15 protein-coding genes are annotated in these 18,302 nt (G+C 67.4%); 7 read left to right on the top strand and 8 right to left on the bottom strand.

Features of this window, described 5'->3' with window-relative positions; genetic code table 11:
- Window positions 1-195 precede the first annotated feature (195 nt).
- The gene (locus DVB37_RS09490; RefSeq protein WP_104145361.1) at window positions 196-1,020 is read left to right on the top strand and encodes a DUF72 domain-containing protein; all 825 of its coding nucleotides are present in this window, start codon (window positions 196-198) and stop codon (window positions 1,018-1,020) included.
- A gap of 34 nt (window positions 1,021-1,054) precedes the next feature.
- On the opposite strand, the gene gorA is transcribed toward DVB37_RS09490, so the two are convergent.
- Together gorA and aceE are read right to left on the bottom strand one after the other, a co-directional pair.
- Window positions 1,055-2,413, bottom strand: a complete 1,359-nt coding sequence (gorA, locus tag DVB37_RS09485) for a glutathione-disulfide reductase (RefSeq protein ID WP_046804544.1) — start codon at window positions 2,411-2,413, stop codon at window positions 1,055-1,057.
- Window positions 2,414-2,557: 144 nt separating this feature from the next.
- Entirely contained in the window at window positions 2,558-5,221 is a 2,664-nt protein-coding gene (aceE, locus tag DVB37_RS09480; protein WP_120154794.1) for a pyruvate dehydrogenase (acetyl-transferring), homodimeric type, read from the bottom strand.
- 239 nt (window positions 5,222-5,460) lie between these two features.
- Here aceE and DVB37_RS09475 point away from each other — a divergent pair, with 239 nt between their 5' ends.
- Both DVB37_RS09475 and DVB37_RS09470 read left to right on the top strand, forming a co-directional pair.
- The gene (locus tag DVB37_RS09475; RefSeq protein ID WP_046804542.1) at window positions 5,461-5,919 is read left to right on the top strand and encodes a MarR family winged helix-turn-helix transcriptional regulator; all 459 of its coding nucleotides are present in this window, start codon (window positions 5,461-5,463) and stop codon (window positions 5,917-5,919) included.
- The gene (locus DVB37_RS09470) at window positions 5,916-6,701 is read left to right on the top strand and encodes an aspartate/glutamate racemase family protein (protein WP_240434069.1); all 786 of its coding nucleotides are present in this window, start codon (window positions 5,916-5,918) and stop codon (window positions 6,699-6,701) included. The genes DVB37_RS09475 and DVB37_RS09470 overlap by 4 nt, the downstream gene beginning before the upstream one ends.
- Before the next feature lie 16 nt (window positions 6,702-6,717).
- On the opposite strand, the gene DVB37_RS09465 is transcribed toward DVB37_RS09470, so the two are convergent.
- Window positions 6,718-7,428: a Crp/Fnr family transcriptional regulator gene (locus tag DVB37_RS09465; protein WP_046804541.1), complete on the bottom strand. Its 711-nt coding sequence runs from the start codon at window positions 7,426-7,428 to the stop codon at window positions 6,718-6,720.
- A 180-nt stretch (window positions 7,429-7,608) separates the two neighbouring features.
- Here DVB37_RS09465 and DVB37_RS09460 point away from each other — a divergent pair, with 180 nt between their 5' ends.
- Window positions 7,609-9,324 (top strand): acyl-CoA synthetase, encoded by a 1,716-nt coding sequence (locus tag DVB37_RS09460; RefSeq protein WP_120154792.1) that lies wholly within the window; start codon window positions 7,609-7,611, stop codon window positions 9,322-9,324.
- A 42-nt stretch (window positions 9,325-9,366) separates the two neighbouring features.
- Complete coding sequence (locus DVB37_RS09455) at window positions 9,367-11,136, top strand: acyl-CoA dehydrogenase (RefSeq protein WP_120154790.1); 1,770 nt, start codon at window positions 9,367-9,369, stop codon at window positions 11,134-11,136.
- Here the strand turns inward: DVB37_RS09455 and DVB37_RS09450 are convergent.
- A complete protein-coding gene (locus DVB37_RS09450; RefSeq protein WP_240434136.1) occupies window positions 11,118-12,293 on the bottom strand; it encodes an MFS transporter in 1,176 nt (391 codons plus the stop codon). The genes DVB37_RS09455 and DVB37_RS09450 overlap by 19 nt on opposite strands.
- Window positions 12,294-12,557: 264 nt before the next feature.
- Here DVB37_RS09450 and DVB37_RS09445 point away from each other — a divergent pair, with 264 nt between their 5' ends.
- Window positions 12,558-13,016 carry a helix-turn-helix domain-containing protein gene (locus DVB37_RS09445; RefSeq protein ID WP_046804538.1) on the top strand — a complete coding sequence of 153 codons (459 nt, stop codon included), beginning with the start codon at window positions 12,558-12,560 and terminating at the stop codon, window positions 13,014-13,016.
- Here DVB37_RS09445 and DVB37_RS09440 read toward each other — a convergent pair.
- The 4 genes from DVB37_RS09440 to DVB37_RS09425 form a co-directional block, all read right to left on the bottom strand.
- The gene (locus DVB37_RS09440) at window positions 13,013-13,990 is read right to left on the bottom strand and encodes a pyridoxamine 5'-phosphate oxidase family protein (RefSeq protein WP_104145366.1); all 978 of its coding nucleotides are present in this window, start codon (window positions 13,988-13,990) and stop codon (window positions 13,013-13,015) included. The two genes, DVB37_RS09445 and DVB37_RS09440, sit on opposite strands and share 4 nt — an antisense overlap.
- 33 nt (window positions 13,991-14,023) lie before the next feature.
- Window positions 14,024-14,653 (bottom strand): glutathione S-transferase family protein, encoded by a 630-nt coding sequence (locus DVB37_RS09435; protein WP_120154786.1) that lies wholly within the window; start codon window positions 14,651-14,653, stop codon window positions 14,024-14,026.
- A 223-nt stretch (window positions 14,654-14,876) separates the two neighbouring features.
- A complete protein-coding gene (locus DVB37_RS09430; protein ID WP_120154784.1) occupies window positions 14,877-15,782 on the bottom strand; it encodes a LysR family transcriptional regulator in 906 nt (301 codons plus the stop codon).
- Window positions 15,779-16,717, bottom strand: coding sequence for a LysR substrate-binding domain-containing protein (locus DVB37_RS09425; protein WP_120154782.1), 939 nt, complete (start codon window positions 16,715-16,717; stop codon window positions 15,779-15,781). Before DVB37_RS09425 ends, DVB37_RS09430 begins: the two co-directional genes overlap by 4 nt.
- Window positions 16,718-16,843: 126 nt before the next feature.
- Here DVB37_RS09425 and DVB37_RS09420 point away from each other — a divergent pair, with 126 nt between their 5' ends.
- Window positions 16,844-18,142: an MFS transporter gene (locus DVB37_RS09420; RefSeq protein ID WP_162941183.1), complete on the top strand. Its 1,299-nt coding sequence runs from the start codon at window positions 16,844-16,846 to the stop codon at window positions 18,140-18,142.
- The last annotated feature ends 160 nt before the right edge of the window (window positions 18,143-18,302 follow it).

Below are 18,302 nucleotides of genomic sequence, written 5' to 3'. Positions count from 1 at the left end.
CAGGGATGCGCACACGTTATCGCAAAACTGTATCGGAACAGGAAACTTTTTGAACGCGGCACGGCCGCCCGGCAAACGTATCGCCCATGCCACACCGGCCCGAACCCGCGCCGTGATTGGCATCCGCAACTTTACGGCCCCGGGCGCGTGGCGATACAGTGAACCGATTCGTTGCACTGCATGGAGCACCGGAAGATGCCGAAACGTCATCCGTCCGTGGTGGAAAGCCCGCCCGTCATTCGCGTCGGCATCGGCGGCTGGACGTACGCGCCGTGGCGCGGCACCTTTTATCCCGAGGACCTGCCCCATGCGCGCGAGCTCGAATACGCCAGCCGGCAGCTCACCGCGATTGAAATCAACGGCACCTACTACAGCACCCAGAAGCCCGCCACTTTCGCCAAATGGCGCGATGAAACGCCGGACGGCTTCGTCTTTTCGCTAAAGGCGTCGCGCTACGCCACCAACCGGCGCGAGCTTGCCGGCGCCGGCGATTCCATCCAGCGCTTCGTCCATAGCGGCATTGCCGAATTAGGATCCAAGCTGGGGCCGGTGGTGTGGCAATTTGCGCCCACCAAGACCTTCAACGCGGAGGACTTCGGCGAATTCCTGGCGCTGTTGCCCGACAAGGTCGATGGCTTGCCGCTGCGCCACGTGCTGGACGTGCGCCACCCCAGCTTCGCCTGCGAGGAATACCTGGAACTGGCCCGCCGCCACCGCGCCGCCACCGTCTATACCGATAGCGAGAACTTTCCGGCCATTGCCGACCGCACCGCCGATTTCGTCTACGCCCGGTTGATGCGCGCCAGCACCACGTTCAAGGCCGGCTATGCGCCCAAGGTACTGGACGCCTGGGCGGACAGGCTGCACACCTGGTCGCGTGGCGACGATCCGGCGGACCTGCCTCGGATCGGTTCCGCGCCGTCCGGGCCACCGCGCGCGCAGGACGTCTACGCCTTCTTTATCAATGGCGCAAAAGAACGCGCGCCGTTTGCGGCGCGCGCCATGATCGAACGCTTGTAGTGCAGGCCGGCGCGCGGCGCGTTTTTTGGCGCCCTTATTGCGCGACCGGCGTGCGCAGGGTGACGAATTCTTCCGCCGCCGTCGGGTGGATGCCGATGGTGTCGTCGAACACCTGCTTGGTGGCGCCGGCCTTGAGCGCCACCGCGATGCCCTGCACGATTTCGCCCGCATCGGGGCCGACCATGTGCACGCCCAGCACGCGGTCCGTCTTGGCGTCCACGATCAGCTTCATCAAGGTCTTTTCCTGCGATTCCGTCAGCGTCAGCTTCATCGGACGGAAGCGGCTTTCGAAAAGCTTGATCTCGTAGCCTGCTTCGCGCGCTTCTTCCGTGGTCATGCCCACCGTGCCGATGTTCGGCAGGCTGAACACGGCGGTCGGAATCAGCTTGTAGTCGACCTTGCGGTATTCCTCGGGGCGGAACAGGCGGCGCGCCACGGCCATGCCTTCGGCCAGCGCCACCGGCGTCAGCGGCACCCGGCCGATGACGTCGCCAATCGCCAGGATGGAAGGTTCGGCGGTGCGGTATTCGTCGTCCACGTCGATGAAGCCGTCTTCGCGCAGCTTGACGCCGGTGTTCTCCAGGCCCAGGTTGTCCAGCATCGGACGGCGGCCGGTGGCGTAGAAGACGCAATCGGTTTCGATGACCGCGCCGTCTTTCAACGTGGCCAGCAGCGAGCCGTCGGGCTGCTTGTCGATGCGCGCCAGGTCGGTGAAAAAGCGCAGGTCGACGCCCTTTTTGGTGAGCTCGTCGCGCAGGTGTTCACGCACGCCCTGGTCAAAACCGCGCAGGAACAGCGGGCCGCGATAGGCCTGCACGGTGTGCGCGCCCATGCCGTTGAAGATCGACGCGAATTCCACGGCGATATAACCGCCGCCCACCACCAGCACGCGGCGCGGCAACCGCGGCAGGAAGAACGCCTCGTTCGAGGTAATGGCGTGTTCCTTGCCGGGAATGTCGGGCACGCGCGGCCAGCCGCCCGTTGCCACCAGGATGTTGGCGGCGGTGTGGCGTTGGCCGTTGATTTCGACGGTGTGCGGGTCGACGATGCGGGCGTGGCCTTCCAGCAGCGTCACGCCGCTATTGACCAGCAAGTTGCGGTAAATGCCGTTAAGGCGTTCGATTTCGCGGTTTTTGTTGGCGATCAGGGTGGGCCAGTCGAAGGACGGCTTGCCTACATTCCAGCCAAAGCCGTGGGCCTGCTCGAAGTCTTCGCTGTAATGGGCGCCGTAGACCAGCAGCTTCTTGGGCACGCAGCCCACGTTGACGCAGGTGCCGCCCAGGTAGCGGCTTTCCGCCACGGCCACGCGCGCGCCAAAGCCTGCTGCAAAACGGGCCGCGCGCACGCCGCCAGAACCCGCGCCGATCACAAACAGATCAAAATCGAATGCCATGTTGTTTCCTTCGCTAAAGCCCGGGGGCCCGCGTTCACTGTCCGGGAAAACCGTATTTAACACTACCGGCGCGCGCCCGGGTTCGCGCGGGCGGCATGGGCGCGGCGCGGACGCACCCATGCCGACGGCGATACGCCCCTGTGCCTAGGGCAAGGCCGCCGACACGGCCTCGGCGTCGATGCCGTATCGGACGATGGCCTGGGCGGCCTGGGCCGGGTCCACCTGCCCGTCATCGGCCAGCGCCTTGAGCGCCGCCAAGGCGATGTGATGGCGGTCCACGCCGAAGAACGAGCGCAATGCCGGGCGCGTATCCGAGCGGCCGAATCCGTCGGTGCCCAGGGTGACGTAGCGCCGGCCCGCCAGGAACGGCCGGATCTGCTCGGGCACCGTCTTCATATAGTCGGTGGCGGCCACCACCGGCCCCACGCTCGCGGCCAGCGCGGTTTCGGCATGACCGCGCCGCGCTTCGGCCTGCGGATGCAGGCGGTTCCAGCGTTCGACCTCGTGGCCGTCGCGCATCAGTTCGGAATAGCTGGTCACGCTCCAGACGTCCGCCGACACGCCGAAATCCTGTTGCAAGAGATTGGCGGCGGCCAGCGTCTCGGCCAGAATCGCGCCGCTACCCAGCAGCTGCACGCGCAAGGCGCCCGGTTCGCCCTGGCGCAAGCGATACATGCCTTGCAGGATGCCGGCCTGGGCGCCTTCGGGCATGGGCGGATGCGCGGTCTTCTCGTTGACCAGCGTCAGGTAATAGAAAACGTCTTCGCCGTCCGTGTACATCCGGCGCAGCCCGTCCTGCACGATCACCGCGATTTCATAGGCGTAGGCAGGGTCATAGGCGCGGCAGGACGGGATGACCGAGGCCAGCACGTGGCTATGGCCGTCGTCGTGTTGCAGGCCCTCGCCTTCCAGCGTGGTGCGCCCCGACGTGGCGCCAAGCAAAAAGCCGCGCGCGCGGATGTCGCCCGCCGCCCACGCCAGATCGCCCACGCGTTGAAAGCCGAACATGGAATAGAAAATGTAGAAGGGAATGGTGGCCAGCCCATGCGTGCTGTGCGCGGTGCCCGCCGCGATCCACGACGACATCGCGCCGGATTCGTTGATGCCTTCCTGCAAGATCTGGCCCTTGCGATCCTCGCGATAGACGCTGAGCTGGTCCGCGTCCTGCGGCGTGTAAAGCTGGCCGACGTGCGAATAGATGCCCACTTGGCGGAACATGCCGTCCATGCCGAACGTGCGCGACTCGTCGGGCACGATGGGTACGACGCGCGGGCCGATATCCGGGTCTTTGAGCAGCTGCGCCAATACCCGCACGAAGGCCATCGTGCTTGAAAATTCGCGGCCGTCGCTGCCCTTCAAATGGGCGGCGAACGCCGTCAGCGGCGGCGTGGACAACGGCCCTGGCCCCGCCGAGCGGTACGGCAGATGGCCGCCGGCGCGTGCGATGGCGGCCTGGAAATAGTGGTGTTCCGCGCTGCCGGGCGCGGGCTTGATATACGGAATCTCTTCAAGCTGATCGTCCGGCACGGCAATGGCGAAGCGGTCGCGGAAGGCGCGCACGGCCGGGTCGGCCATTTTCTTTTGCTGGTGGTTGGTGTTGGCGGCCTCGCCCGCCGCGCCCATGCCGTACCCCTTGACGGTCTTGGCCAGGATGACGGTGGGCTGGCCCCGGTGCGCCACGGCCGCCGCATAGGCGGCATGCACTTTGGCGGGGTCGTGGCCGCCCCGGTTCAGTGCGCCGATCTCGTTGTCCGACAGATGGGCCACGCGGTCCAGCAACACCGGGTCCGCCCCAAAGAAATGCTCGCGCACGTAGGCGCCGCCCCGCGCCTTGAACACCTGGTATTCGCCGTCCACGCACTGCATCATGCGGCGGCGCAGGCGGCCGTCGTGGTCCTGCGCCAGCAGCGCGTCCCAACCGGCGCCCCAGATCACCTTAATGACATTCCAGCCGGCGCCGCGATAGACGCTTTCCAGTTCCTGGATGATCTTGGCGTTGCCGCGTACCGGCCCATCCAGCCGTTGCAGGTTGCAATTGACCACGAAGATCAGGTTGTCCAGCTTTTCGCGCCCAGCCATTGCCACGGCGGCCAGCGTTTCGGGCTGGTCCTGTTCCCCGTCACCCAGAAAGCCCCATACCTTGCGGCCCTGCGCGGCAATCAGCTCGCGGTCTTCCAGGTAACGCATGTAGCGGGCCTGATAGGCAGCCATCAGCGGGCCCAGGCCCATCGACACCGTGGGAAATTGCCAAAAGCCCGGCATGGTGCGCGGGTGCGGATAGGACGCCAGCCCGCCGCCGCCGATTTCGCGGCGAAAGCCGTCAAGCTGGTCTTCGGAAATTCGGCCTTCCAGGTAGGCGCGCGCATAAATGCCGGGCGCGGAATGGCCCTGAATGTAGAGCAGGTCGCCCAGGAAATCGGGCGTGGCGGCGCGAAAGAAATGGCGGTAGCCGGTTTCGTACAGCGTCGTGGCCGACGCGTAGGTGGCGATGTGGCCGCCCACGCCCGAGGTCTTGCCGGCGCGCAGCACCATGGCCATGGCATTCCAGCGCAGGTAGGCGTCCAGTCGCTGCTCGATGCCGATATCACCCGGAAACACGGACTGGCTCGCAACATTGATGGTGTTGACGTAGGGGGTGACGCCCGGCGCCGTATAGCGCCCATTGGCCGCGCGGTCCTGCTGGATCAATTGATCCAGCAAGTAGTGCGTGCGCGGCCGGCCTTCGTGGGCCAACACGGCCTGCATGGCTTCCAGCCATTCCTGGGTTTCCTGCGGGTCGGCGTCGGTGGAATCGATCGGGGTGTCCATGGGAGTTCCTTTGGTGATGGGGCTGCGCCACGCAGCAAGGCGTTGGCGTTCCACGCATTTCACATCGTGAATTGCAATTGCATCATGTGCAATTGCAATCGTATGGCCGCGCCTGAACAATTGCAAGTGCAACTATCTTTGCCAGCCGCTGTTCACGTTTTCCACTTCGATCACGCGATCCCGCAACGCCGCTCTTACAATCGCGGCTGCATTCCCGATATCAAAAAAGGAACGACCGCATGGCCACGGGCAAGCCCGACGCATGGAGCCTCTTCCTGACCGCGCACGCGCTGGTGGTAGAGGAGATTGAAAAACGGCTGTCGGCAGCCGACCTGCCGCCGCTGGCGTGGTACGACGCGCTATGGGCGCTGGAACGCGCCCCGGACGGCACGGCGCGCATGTTCGAAATGGCCGAACGCATGGTGATCGCGCGCTATAACCTGACGCGCTTGATGGACCGGATCGAGGCGGCCGGCCTGGTCGAGCGCTTTCGTTCCGACGAGGACAGGCGCGCCACCTATGCCCGCCTGACGCCCAAGGGCCGCGCGCTGCGGCGCGAGATGTGGAAGGTGTACGGCCCGGCCATCGACGAATTGTTCCTGTCGCGATTGCCCGCCGCGCAACAAGCCGCCATGGCCAAGAGCTTTGTCGACATTGCCCGCCACGTGCGGGCGTTGAACCAGGACCCTGCCTCATGAACAGTGCGCCGATGACCACCAACCCCACGACCACCGGCCCGGTCGCCACCGCCGCCCTGCACATCGGCATCGTTGCCTGTTCGGCCGAAGGCGCCGCGCTGTGCTATCGCACCTTGTGTGCCGAAGGTTCGCAGCGCATGGGGCCGCACGCGCACCCCGAAATATCGCTGCATACCCATTCGCTGGCGGACTACGTGGTGTGCCTGAACAACCAGGACCTGGCCGGTGTGGGCGCGTTAATGCTGTCATCGGCCAACAAGCTGGCGCGCGCCGGGGCTGACTTGCTGATCTGCCCCGACAACACCATCCATCAGGCGTGGGGCCATGCGCTGCCGCGTTCGCCGCTGCCCTGGCTGCATATCGCCGAGGAAGTTGCCTTGCAGGCCGCCGCGCAAGGCTTTCGGCGCATTGGCATCCTGGGCACGCGGTGGCTGGTCGATAGCGAGGTGTATCCGGACAAGCTGGGCGCGCAAGGGCTGCAATGGGTGCGCCCCATCGAAGAAGACCGTCTCACGCTGGGCCGCATCATCATGGACGAACTGGTTTACGGCGTATTCCAGCCCGAGTCGGTCGCGCGCCTGCAAGGCATTGTGGAACGCTTGCGCGATGCCGGTTGCGACGCCGTGGTGCTGGGCTGCACCGAACTGCCGCTGGTGCTGAACGACGGCAACTGCGCCTTGCCCACGCTGGATTCCACACGCATCCTGGCGCGCGCCGCGCTGTCACGCGCGCTGTCCGGCGCCCTGTCGCCCGCGCCCTCACCCGCCCCGGCGCCGCGCTGACGCGGCCCGGTTGGCGCTAGATCTGCTCCAGCCCGAACTGCCGCAGCCGGTTCAAATCCAGCACCTTGATCTGGTGATACGCCAGCGCCAGGATCTGCGCGTCCGCCAGGGTCTGCAACGCCTGGTTCACCCGCTGGCGCGACAGGCCGGTCAGATAGCCTAGTTCTTCTTGCGAAATCGCCAGCGTCAGGTCGGTCGACGGATACAGCTGCGGGTTGAACAGCTGGGCCAGCGACTGCGCCACCCGCGCATCGGCATCCATCAAACGATGGTTCTGGATCGATGCAATGAATTCCCCCATGCGGTCGTTCAGCTGGCCGATGACGAAATGCGAAAACGGCAGGCTGGCGGCCAGCAGCGCATGGAACGTGGCGGCCGGCACCAACATCACCAGCGACGGCTGGATCGCCACCACATCGTATTTGCGCAGCTCGCGCTTGATGACGCTGCCTTCGCCAAACCAGCCGCCACGCGGCACACCGGAAAACGTGCAACTGCGGCCCGACTCGTTATAGATGGCCAGCTTGAGCAAGCCCGTGTGCACGCCCAGCCAATAGTCCGATGGCGCGTTGCGCCGCGCGATCCAGGCGCCATTGGCCACGTGTTCCGCGCGCGCCGTCGCCAGCACCAGTTCCTGGTGGCCGGCCTCCAGTGCGGCGAACCACGAACAGGCGCCAAAGAGCTCGGCCAGCGCGGCGGCGGAAACAACGTTTGAAACATCGGACATGGGCGGAACCGTGTAAAACTGGCAGTTTGCGAGGTCGGCTGGCAGGTCTGTCATGCAGGCGACAGACAGTATTTTCGGCTCGCCCCTACGCTCACGCAAGCGACGGAAATCAAGCTTTCCGCGATCAGCAAACCTCGAACAAGACAGGGGCCACCCACGCGCCCTACTCGGAGACGACGCATGAGCAGCATGTTCGACCACGGCCTGGCGCGCCGCGACGCCAACTACACGCCCTTGACCCCGGTGGACTTCATTGCCCGCGCGGCCGAGGTGTACGGCCAGCGGCTTGCCGTGGTGTACGGCAAGGTTCGCCGCACCTGGGCCCAGACCTATGAACGCGCGCAGCGCCTGGCCAACGCGCTGGAACGGGCCGGCATTCAGCGCGGCGACACCGTCGCCGTGATGCTGCCCAACATTCCCGCCATGGTCGAAGCCCACTTCGGCGTGCCGATGGTCGGTGCGGTGCTCAACACGCTTAACACCCGCCTGGACGCGCCCAGCGTGCTGTTCATGCTGGGCCACGGCGAAGCGCGCGCCCTGATCATCGACACCGAATATGCCGACATCGCCCAGCGCGCCCGCGCCGAATACCCGCACTTGAAGATCGTCTCGGTCCACGACCTGGACGGTGCCCCCGCCACCTCGGCAGGCGCCCGGCATAGGGACGCCCCTGAGCCGGGCGCCCCTGTGCCGGGCGCCCCTATGCCGGGCGCTACCGACTACGAAGCCTTCCTGGCCGACGCGCCCGCCCATTACAACTGGCAGCCGCCGGCCGACGAATGGGACGCCATCGCGCTGAACTACACCTCGGGCACCACCGGCGACCCAAAGGGCGTGGTCTACCACTATCGGGGCGCATACCTGAACGCCGTCAGCAACATTCTTGAATGGGACATGCCCAAGCACGCGGTCTATCTGTGGACGCTGCCCATGTTCCATTGCAACGGCTGGTGCTTTCCGTGGACGGTGGCCGCGCGCGCCGGGGTGAACGTGTGCCTGCGCAAGTTCGACCCCCAGACCGTGTTCGACCTGATCCGCGCCGAAGGCGTCACGCATTACTGCGGCGCGCCCATCGTGCAAAGCGCGCTGGCCAACGCGCCGGCCGAGATGCGCGCGGGCATCACACATACCGTGCGCACCATGGTCGCGGGCGCCGCGCCCGCGCCCGCCGTCATCGCCAAGATGCGCGACATCGGCTTTGAACTGACCCATGTCTATGGGCTGACCGAAGTCTACGGGCCGGCCGCCGTCTGCGCCCGCCAGGAATCGTGGGACGCGCTGGACGACGAACGCCGTGCGCAGCTGACCGCGCGCCAGGGCGTGCGCTACCACTTGCAGGCCGGCGTATCGGTGCGCAACCCCGACACCATGCAGGAAGTGCCCGCCGACGAACAGACCGTGGGCGAAATCATGTTCCGCGGCAACATCTGCATGAAGGGCTACCTGAAGAACGAACGCGCCACCGACGACGCCTTCGCGGGCGGCTGGTTTCACACCGGCGACCTGGGCGTGATGACGGCGGACGGGTACGTGCGCATCAAGGACCGCAGCAAGGACATCATTATTTCCGGCGGCGAAAACATCTCCAGCATTGAAGTGGAAGACGCGCTGTACCGGCACCCCGCCGTTGCAGCCGTGGCCGTCGTGGCCATGCCCGACCCGAAGTGGGGCGAAACGCCTTGCGCGTTTGTCGAACTGAAACCGGGTTGCAGCGCCACCGCCGAAGAGATCATCGCGCACTGCAAACTGCTGTTGCCCGGCTTCAAGGTGCCGCGCGCGGTGCGCTTCGGAGAACTGCCCAAGACATCCACCGGCAAGATCCAGAAATTCGAGCTGCGCGCCGCCGTGGGCTCAACGCAGGCCATTGATGTGGCCGACCCCAACAAAGCCGCCTGAACGCCGGCAGCCCGGCACCTTCATCAAAGGAGTTTTTCGGCCATGACGTACCAAGCCCCCGTGAAAGACATGCTGTTTGTGTTGAACCACCTGGCCGGCCTGCGGCAAGTTGCCGCCCTGCCCGGTTTCGAGGAGGCCACGCCCGACACCGCACAGGCCGTGCTGGAAGAATCCGCGCATTTCGCGGCCGAAGTGCTGGCCCCGCTGAACCACCCGGCCGACCGAGAGCCCAGCACCTGGCGCGACGGCGCCGTCACCACGTCGCCCGGCTTCAAGCAGGCGTTTCGCCAATACACCGAAGCGGGCTGGCAGGGCATGTCGCATCCAGTGCAATACGGTGGCCAGGGCTTGCCCGGCCTGATCGGGTCGCCCTGCTCTGAAATGCTGAACGCCGCCAATCTGTCGTTCGCGCTATGCCCCTTGTTGACCAACGGCGCCATCGAAGCCTTGCTGACCGTCGGCTCGGCGGAAATGAAAACGCGCTTCATCGGGCCCATGATCTCGGGCCAGTGGACCGGCACCATGAACCTGACCGAACCGCAAGCCGGCTCGGACCTGGCCATGATCCGCACGCGCGCGCAACCGGTGGGCGACGGCACGTACCGGCTATCCGGCACCAAGATCTTCATCACCTACGGCGACCACGACCTGACCGAGAACATCCTGCACCTGGTACTGGCCCGGTTGCCCGACGCACCCGAAGGCGTCAAGGGCATTTCGCTGTTCCTGGTGCCCAAGTTCCTGGTCAACGAAGACGGCTCACTGGGCGCGCGCAACGACGTCACCTGCGTGTCCATCGAACACAAGCTGGGCATCAAGGCCAGCCCCACCGCCACCTTGCAATTCGGCGATGCGGGCGGCGCGCTGGGCTATCTGGTGGGCCAGGAAAACCGCGGGTTGGACGCCATGTTCATCATGATGAACGCGGCGCGCTATGCGGTGGGCGTGCAAGGCATCGCCATTGCCGACCGTGCCTACCAGCACGCGCTGGCCTATGCCAACGACCGCGTGCAAAGCCGCCCGGTGGACGGGTCGTCGCGCGATGCCGTCACCATCATCCACCACCCCGATGTGCGCCGCATGCTGGGCACCATGCGGGCGCTGACCGAAGCGGGCCGCGCGCTGGCCTACGTGACGGCGGGCCACGCCGACCTGGCCCACGCCAGCCCCGACGCCGACGAGCGCAAGCGTCATCTGGCCATCCAGGAATTCCTGGTGCCCATCGTGAAGGGCTGGTGCACCGAGATGTCGCTGGACGTGACCAGCCTGGGCGTGCAGGTGCACGGCGGCATGGGCTTCATTGAGGAAACCGGCGCGGCGCAGTATTACCGCGACGCCCGCATCCTGACCATCTACGAAGGCACCACCGCCATCCAGGCCAACGACCTGGTCGGCCGCAAGACCTTGCGCGACGGCGGCGCGGTGGCGCATGCGCTGCTGGAGGCCATCCGCCAGACCGAAACCGAGCTGGAATCGCGCAGCGAGCTGGCCGCCAACCTGGTGCTCAAGCCACTGCGGCAGGCGCGGCTGGCCCTGGCCAATGTCGTGGACTTTGTGCTGGCCAACGCCGCGGGCGCGCCCAACGCAGTCTTCGGGTCGGCCGTGCCGTATCTGCTGCTGGCCGGCACGACGCTGGCCGGTTGGCAGATGGCCCGTGCGCTGCTGGCCAGCCTGGACCACCAGCAGGAAGACCCCGACTTCCATCAGGCCAAGATCGCCACCGCACAGACCTATGCGCTGCACAAGCTGACCCAGGCGCCGGGGCTGGCGGCCGTGGTGCTGGGGTCCAAGGACTACGCGGTACAACCCTGACGCGACGGCGGCGGCGATGCCTTGCGGGGCAACGTCGCCGCCCAGAACAACAAGGCCGTCACGCTGATGGCCGCGCCCAGCGCGCACACACCCAGCCAGCCGGCGCGCGCGTACACCGCCGTGGACGCAATGCCGCCCAGCCCGCTACCCACCGCGTAGAACATCATGTAGCTGCCCACCAGGCGGCTATGCGACTGGGCGCTGATGCTGAAGATCATCGTTTGATTCGTCACGTGCAGCGCTTGCAGCGCCACGTCGAGCACCAGCACGCCCAGCGCCAAGGCCCACAGGCTGTGATCCAGCAAGGCAATGGGCGCCCACGCCAGGCACAGCAGCACCAGGCCCGCGCCCGTGGTGCGCTGCCCCAGCCCGCGATCCGCCCAGCGGCCGGCCCGCGCGGCCATCAACACGCCCAATACGCCCACCAGGCCAAAGCCACCCACCGCCGCGTGCGACAACGAATGGGGCGGCGCGCTCAAGGGCAGCACCAGCGCCGTCCAGAACACGCTGATGGCGGCGAACATCAGCAAGGCGATCATGCCGCGCACGCGCAGCACGGGTTCCGTGGCCAGCAGCGTCGCCATGGACCGCAGCAAGTCCCAGTAGGACAGCGTTGCCGTAGGCAGCCGGCGCCGAGGCAAGCGGCGCAGCAGCACCCACGCCAGCAACGCCGCCATCGCGGCGGACACCACGTACACGGCGCGCCAACCCCAGGCGTCGGCCACCACGCCGGCCACCGTGCGCGCCAGCAACAAGCCGATCACCACCCCGCCCTGCGCGGCGCCCACCACCCTGCCCCGTTCGCCGGGCGCGGCCAGCGCGGCGGACAGCGCCAGCAGGCCTTGCGTCATCGCGGTACCCAACAGGCCCAGCGCCACCATGCCCGCCAGCAGCCACGGCGTATTGGCCGACATGGCCACCGCGCCCAGCGCCAGCACCAGCAGGCCCAGTTGCGCCAGCATCAGGCGGCGCCGGTCCAGCAGGTCGCCAAGCGGCACCACGAACAGCAGCGCCACCGCGCAGCCCAATTGCGTTGCGCTGACGACGACGCCCACGGCGCCTTCGTCCAGCAGGAACTCCCGGCCGATGGCATCCAGCAAGGGCTGCGCGTAATACACGTTGGCCACGCTTAGCGCACAGGCTACGGCCAGCAACATCACCAGCGATGTGGGCAGGGGTGGCGACGCGTCGGCGGCGTCGTTGGCCTCGGCGCCGTCGTTGGCGGCCGGATTGCGCCCCGCATCGGCCGGGGTGCCGCGGGCGGCAGCCGCCGCGGGTTGCGCGCAGGCAGCGCTCAAGGTGTTGGCGCCGGGCGGTGGAGCATCGGGCATGGTACGTCCTTCTAGTTTTATTACGAAACCAGAATGCTAGACCCGAAGGTTTTATAATGCAACCATTGCATCCCAATCCTAGGGTCAGACATGGTCAAACGCACCAGCCTTGAAGGCGCCGCCTGCCCGGTGGCGCGCTCGTTAGACGCCATCGGCGACTGGTGGTCGCTGTTGATCGTGCGCGACGCGTTCGACGGCGTGCGCCGGTTTGGCGAATTCCAGAAAAGCCTGGGCGTGGCCAAGAACATCCTTAGCGACCGGCTGCGCACACTGGTTGCCCACGGCATCCTGGCCGTGGCCCCTGCCTCGGACGGCAGCGCTTATCAGGAATACGTGCTGACGGACAAAGGCCGCGCGCTGTTTCCGGTCATCGTCGGCTTGCGGCAGTGGGGCGAAGACCATTACTACGGCCCTGCCGAAGCGCACTCCACGCTGATCGACCGCAAGCGCGGCCAAGCCGTGCGCCGCCTGGAAATCCGCGCCCAGGACGGGCGCCTGCTGGAACCGGACGACACCGTCGTGCAGAAAACCACGCCCTCGCCCGGCTAGCCCGGCTGCCCCGGCCATTGCCCCGTGCCCAGCGCGGTTGGCGAATACGCGCCGAATTGCCAGCGCAGCGCCAAGGCGCCGGGCCGCCGCAGCACACGGCGCACGTGCACGCGCCACAGCCGTTCAGCGCCCGCAAAGCTTTGGATTTCGGGGCTGTCCAGCACCACCTCGGCGCGGCCCGATACCTGAAGCAGGTCGCCCCGTTCAAAATCCACAAAGACCAACCCCGCGCGCGGGTTCGCCATCAGGTTGCCCAAGGTATTGAAAAAGCGGTTGCCGGAAAAATCGGGAATGGTCAGCACATTGCCGTCCACCCGCACAAAACCGGGTTTGCCGCCGCGATGCGACACGTCAACCGCGCGGCCACCCCGCGCATCATCGTCCACGTAAGAGGCCACGAAAAAGGTGTCGGCCGATTGGATCAACGCGCGCGCGGCATCGTCCAATTGATCGGTTTCCGGCAACGCGGCTGCAAACCGCATGGCGGGCGAACGCGAGAAATGAAAATCGCGCGCCTGGATGTACTGCGGGCAATTGCCAAAGGACTGCGCCACGGCTACATCGAAGCGCTTGCCGTCCCATGCCGCGATGCGACCGTTCATGCGATTTCGCCGGCGCGTGTGCAGCTCGATGCCCAGCAGCCCCACCGCCTGCCCGGGGCCCAGGCCCGCGCGCACCGGATCATCGGCATCCGGCATGACGGTTACCCGCAAGGTGTGCGGGTCGGGCGACATGGCAAAGCCGGGCTGGCCCTCCAGCACGCCGGCCCACGGGTCGCCCTGGGGGTCCACCGTGCCAATCACCAGGAATGGCAACTGCGCGAAAAAAGCGCGGTGCTGGTCGGGCATGTGGTCGCGCACGATCTTCGGGCCGATCTGCGCCATGCGTTCGGCCACGCCGGCGCGCGCTTGCAACAGGCGTTCGCCCGCATGCCAGGGCAAGCCGTCGTCAAGAGGGGTATCAGTGGGGATCATGGTGCGCTCCGGGCCGTGGTGGTGATGGCGGTGTCAGGCGGCCTGCAAGCCGGCGGGCGTGCGGGCCATGGGCACGAAGCCCGGCAGGCTTTCGATGCGGTCGAGCCACGCACGCACATGGGGGTAGTCGGCCAGCGACACATTGCCTTCGGGCGCGTGCGACACGTAGGCGTAGCAGGCCACGTCCGCGATCGTCGGGCGGGAACCGGCCAGGAAGGCACGGGTGCCAAGCTCGGCGTTCATGACGCCCAGCAAGGCATGCGCGCGCGCCAAGGTCGTTTCCACGTCGTAGGGCGCGCCAAATACCGTGATCAATCGGGCCGTTGCCGGGCCGCTGGCCAGGGGCCCGGCCGCCACCGACAACCAGCGCTGCACCGCCGCCGCGCCGGCCGGATCGGCGGGCAGCCAGGCCTGGCCGTCGTAGCGGGTGGCCAGATAGACCAGGATGGCATTGGAATCCGCCACCACCGTGCCGTTGTCGTCGATGACCGGCACCTGGCCGAACGCGTTCAGCGCCAGGAATTCCGGGCGCTTGTGCTCGCCGCCGCGCAGGTCCACGTCGACGCGCTGGTGCGGAACGTTCAGCAGCGACAGCATCAGCGCGACGCGATGCGCGTGGCCGGACAGGGGAAAGCTATAGAAGGTCAACGGGGCAGCGGACATGGGAATTTCCAAGGTGGATGAACATGGCTCCATCTTGGTCCGATGCGCGCCCCGCGTGAACGGCCAGCCGCGACAAGACACTATTGTCGGATTTGAAAGGACGGATGGAAGGCAGCGGTGGCGGGCACGGCCGAAGGCTCCCGGTCAAAGGCACGGTGAAGGCACGGGAAGGCACCGGCCGAAGGCTCCTCATCCCCCGGCAGCGCTGCCCAGCTCCAGCCCGTCAGAGCGGTAATTCGGCCAGATCGCGCCGCAGGGCTTGCACGCAGAATTCGACAAAGCTGCGCACTTTGGCGGAACTGCGGCGGCCCTCTGGGTACACCACATGCACCGGCATGGGCGGCAATTCGAAGTCGCGCAGCACCACCTGCAAGGCACCGCTTTTGAGGTGCCGCGCCACCTGGTACGACACCACCTGCGTCAAGCCCCACCCTTCGCACGCGGCCAATACGGCGGCCTGAAACGACGTGACGGCCAGCTGCGATTCCACGTTCAGCCGGCGCGGCTCGCCGGCTTGCTGGAAGCGCCATTGCGCGCCCCGCCCTTCCATCGCGGCCGTGATGGTGCAGAAGCGGTGCAGCGCATCGGGGTCCTGGGGTTCGCCGTGTTGGCGCAGGAATTCAGGCGTGGCGCACACCACGCGGCGCACGTGGCCGACCGGCACCGCCGTCAACGTGGAATCGGGCAACGCGCCGATGCGCACGGCAACATCCACGCCTTCGTCCAGCAGGTTGACCACCCGGTCCACCAGCAAGGTGCGCACCGACACGGCCCGATGCGCGCGCAGATAGCCCAGCACCACCGGCATGACGTGCAGTTCGCCAAAGAACGCGGGCGCGGTGACGTGCAGCGCGCCACGTGGTACGGCCATCGCACCGGCGGCGGCATCGTCGGCTTGTTCGACGTCTTCAAGAATGCGGCGGCAGTCGGCCGCGTAGCGCTGGCCCGCCTCGGTCAGGCGCAGGCTGCGCGTGGTGCGTACCAGCAGCAAGGCGCCCAGCCGCCGTTCCAGCGCGGCAACGCTGCGCGTGACCGACGGCGCGGACATTTCCAGGCGGCGTGCGGCGGCGGCATAGCTCTGGGCTTCAGCCACGGCCAGGAACACCGACATTTCTTGGAATCGATTCATGCTGGGACCGTGGCGGGCAAGGTGGTGGGCAGGGCGGATGGCGTCGCCCAGGCGGCGCTGCTGTCCCGGACACACTGCCGCACGATATCGGCCAGCGCGGCGGCCACCGGGTCCGGCTGCGCCTGGGCACGATACAGCGACAGCGGGATCGACGGCAAAGGGGGCAGGCCCTGCTCGCCCGCCGCCAGCGCGCGCACGCCGGCGGGCAGGCCCAACGGCGTGCGCACGGCCAGGCCCAGCCCCGCCGACACGGCCGCCCACAAGCCGGCCAGGCTGGGGCTGGTGAATGCCGCGCGCCAGTTCACACCGGCGCGGTCCAACGCGTTGGTGGCACAGGTGCGAAACAGGCAAGGCGCCTCGAAGGCCACCAGCGGCAGTTCGCCATCGCCGTCGCCGCGCGGCGGATCGGCAAGCTGGCTGGGGCCGATCCAGCGCATGGGCAGGTCCAGCAGGCGTTCGGCATGCGGCAGGCGCGCATCAAAGTCCCAGGCCAGCGCCAGGTCCAACTGCCCCAGCGCCATGCGTTCCAGCAGTTCGCCGTTGCGCGCCACCCGTGCTTCGATCCGCACATGGGGATGCGCGCGGGCGAATTGGCCCAGCACGCGGGGCAACAGCATTTCGCCGAAGTCTTCCTGCATGCCCAGGCGCACGCGGCCGGACAGCTCGGCGCCTTGCACGGCGCGGGCTGCCTGGTCGTTCAGCTCCAACAGGCGGCGGCCGTAGGCCAGCATGGTCTGGCCCGCGTCGGTGAGCACCAGGCCGCGGCCGGCCTTGCGCAGCAGCGGCACACCGGCCTGCTCTTCCAGCTTTTTCATTTGCGCGCTGATCGCCGACGTGGATCGGCCCAGGCGGTCGGCCGCCCGGCCGAAGCTACCCAAATCGACGCCCGCAACGAAGCTGCGCAGGATGTCCAGGTCAAAGGTTACGGGTCGCATGGGTCGCCTTGGCTGGTCTTAATAGTCCAGTTTTCCAAAACTATTGAATCAATATTTCCTGATTTTCAGAACCATAGCAGACGCGCAAACTGGCCGGGTCCTTTTTTAAAAGCTCTGGAGTTTCGCATGTCCGACATCCCCGCCCCTGCGATTTTGCTGTCCGCCCCGGCCGCGCCCGCCGCGCACCGCTGGAAAGTGCTGGCGGTCGGCGTGGCCGCCAACGCGGCCTTTTCGGCCGCCGCCGCCGGCCTGCCGACCACGGCGGTGTTCATGCGTGCCGGTTATCGGCTGGACAACGATCAGCTTGGGCTGGCGCTGGGCTTGATGGGCCTGGGCGTGGCCTTGTTTGAATTGCCCTGGGGCCTGCTGACCGACCGCTGGGGCGACCGCCCCGTCCTGCTGACGGGCCTGAGCGCCACGGCAGCCGCGCTGGCCTGGCTAAGCGTGTTCGCCTCGCCCACGGCCGGTGTGGTGCCCAGCTTGTGGCTCTTGGCGGCGGGTCTGGTGCTGGTGGGCGTATTGGGCGGCAGCGTCAACGGCGCCAGCGGCCGGGCCGTGATGGCCTGGTTCGGCGATAGCGAACGCGGGCTTGCCATGAGCATCCGCCAGACCGCCGTGCCGCTGGGCGCAGGCCTGGGCGCCCTGCTGCTGCCTTGGCTGGCGGCACGGTCCGGGTTTGCCGCCGTCTTCGGCGCACTGGCCGCGATGTGCGCAGCGGCGGCGGTGCTGGCGGTGTGCTGGCTGCGCGATCCGGGCGGATTGCGCGGTCCGGGCGGATTGCGCGGTCCGGGCGAACTGCCCGGTCCGGGCGAATTGCGCGGTCCGAGCGGCCCGTTGCGCGATGCGCGCGTCTGGCGCGCGGCGGCGGCGATCGGCCTGATGTGCTGCCCGCAGTTCGCGGTGCTGACCTTCGCCACGGTGTTCCTGCACGACTTCAGCCAGGCGGGCATCGGAACGCTGACTGCCGTGATGGTGGCGGTGCAGTTGGGCGCGATGGTGGCGCGCATCGCCAGCGGCCGGTGGACTGATCGGCACGGCAACCGACGCGCCTTTTTGCGCCGCTGCGCGCAACTGAGCGCGCTGATGTTCGCGGCGTTGGGCGCGGTCGCTTGGCTGGTCAGTGGCGGCCCCACCACGCCGGGCGCGGTGCTTGCCACGGCAGCCCTGCTGACGGCGGCGGGCGTGTGCGCGTCGGCCTGGCACGGCGTGGCATATACCGAACTGGCGACGCTGGCCGGCGTGAACCGGGCCGGCACGGCGTTGGGCATGGCGAACAGCTGCGTCTACCTGGGCCTGTTCCTGACGCCCGTTGCGCTGCCGCACGTGGTGGCGGCCAGCTCGTGGCCCGCCGCCTGGGTGCTGGCGGGCGTGGCGATGCTGGCCGCCCTGCCGCTGTTGCCGCGCGCGTCATGGCGGGCGAGCTGACCACGCGCAGGTCACGGCAGGCGACATTGCCGCGGGCGTTGCCGCAAGCGCCAGTACCGTTTGCATCGCCGCCGGTGACATTGCCACGTGCATCGCCGCCGGCGACATTGCCTGCTAGTTGCGTGTCGACGAGGCTGCAACGCGCATCGCGGCAGGCGAC

The organism is Achromobacter sp. B7, assembly GCF_003600685.1.
Classification (GTDB): domain Bacteria; phylum Pseudomonadota; class Gammaproteobacteria; order Burkholderiales; family Burkholderiaceae_B; genus Achromobacter; species Achromobacter spanius_B.
This window is presented reverse-complemented; position numbering and strand designations above follow the sequence as displayed.

Bases quoted from the DNA above. Each gene is read 5' to 3' on its own strand.
- DVB37_RS09455 (WP_120154790.1), top strand. From the start codon at position 9,367: ATGACGTACCAAGCCCCCGTGAAAGACATGCTGTTTGTGTTGAACCAC.
- DVB37_RS09460 (WP_120154792.1), top strand. From the start codon at position 7,609: ATGAGCAGCATGTTCGACCACGGCCTGGCGCGCCGCGACGCCAACTAC.
- DVB37_RS09440 (WP_104145366.1), bottom strand. From the start codon at position 13,990: ATGATCCCCACTGATACCCCTCTTGACGACGGCTTGCCCTGGCATGCG.
- DVB37_RS09470 (WP_240434069.1), top strand. From the start codon at position 5,916: ATGAACAGTGCGCCGATGACCACCAACCCCACGACCACCGGCCCGGTC.
- gorA (WP_046804544.1), bottom strand. From the start codon at position 2,413: ATGGCATTCGATTTTGATCTGTTTGTGATCGGCGCGGGTTCTGGCGGC.
- DVB37_RS09490 (WP_104145361.1), top strand. From the start codon at position 196: ATGCCGAAACGTCATCCGTCCGTGGTGGAAAGCCCGCCCGTCATTCGC.
- DVB37_RS09465 (WP_046804541.1), bottom strand. From the start codon at position 7,428: ATGTCCGATGTTTCAAACGTTGTTTCCGCCGCCGCGCTGGCCGAGCTC.
- DVB37_RS09475 (WP_046804542.1), top strand. From the start codon at position 5,461: ATGGCCACGGGCAAGCCCGACGCATGGAGCCTCTTCCTGACCGCGCAC.
- DVB37_RS09435 (WP_120154786.1), bottom strand. From the start codon at position 14,653: ATGTCCGCTGCCCCGTTGACCTTCTATAGCTTTCCCCTGTCCGGCCAC.
- DVB37_RS09420 (WP_162941183.1), top strand. From the start codon at position 16,844: ATGTCCGACATCCCCGCCCCTGCGATTTTGCTGTCCGCCCCGGCCGCG.
- DVB37_RS09430 (WP_120154784.1), bottom strand. From the start codon at position 15,782: ATGAATCGATTCCAAGAAATGTCGGTGTTCCTGGCCGTGGCTGAAGCC.
- DVB37_RS09450 (WP_240434136.1), bottom strand. From the start codon at position 12,293: ATGTTGCTGGCCGTAGCCTGTGCGCTAAGCGTGGCCAACGTGTATTAC.
- DVB37_RS09445 (WP_046804538.1), top strand. From the start codon at position 12,558: ATGGTCAAACGCACCAGCCTTGAAGGCGCCGCCTGCCCGGTGGCGCGC.
- aceE (WP_120154794.1), bottom strand. From the start codon at position 5,221: ATGGACACCCCGATCGATTCCACCGACGCCGACCCGCAGGAAACCCAG.
- DVB37_RS09425 (WP_120154782.1), bottom strand. From the start codon at position 16,717: ATGCGACCCGTAACCTTTGACCTGGACATCCTGCGCAGCTTCGTTGCG.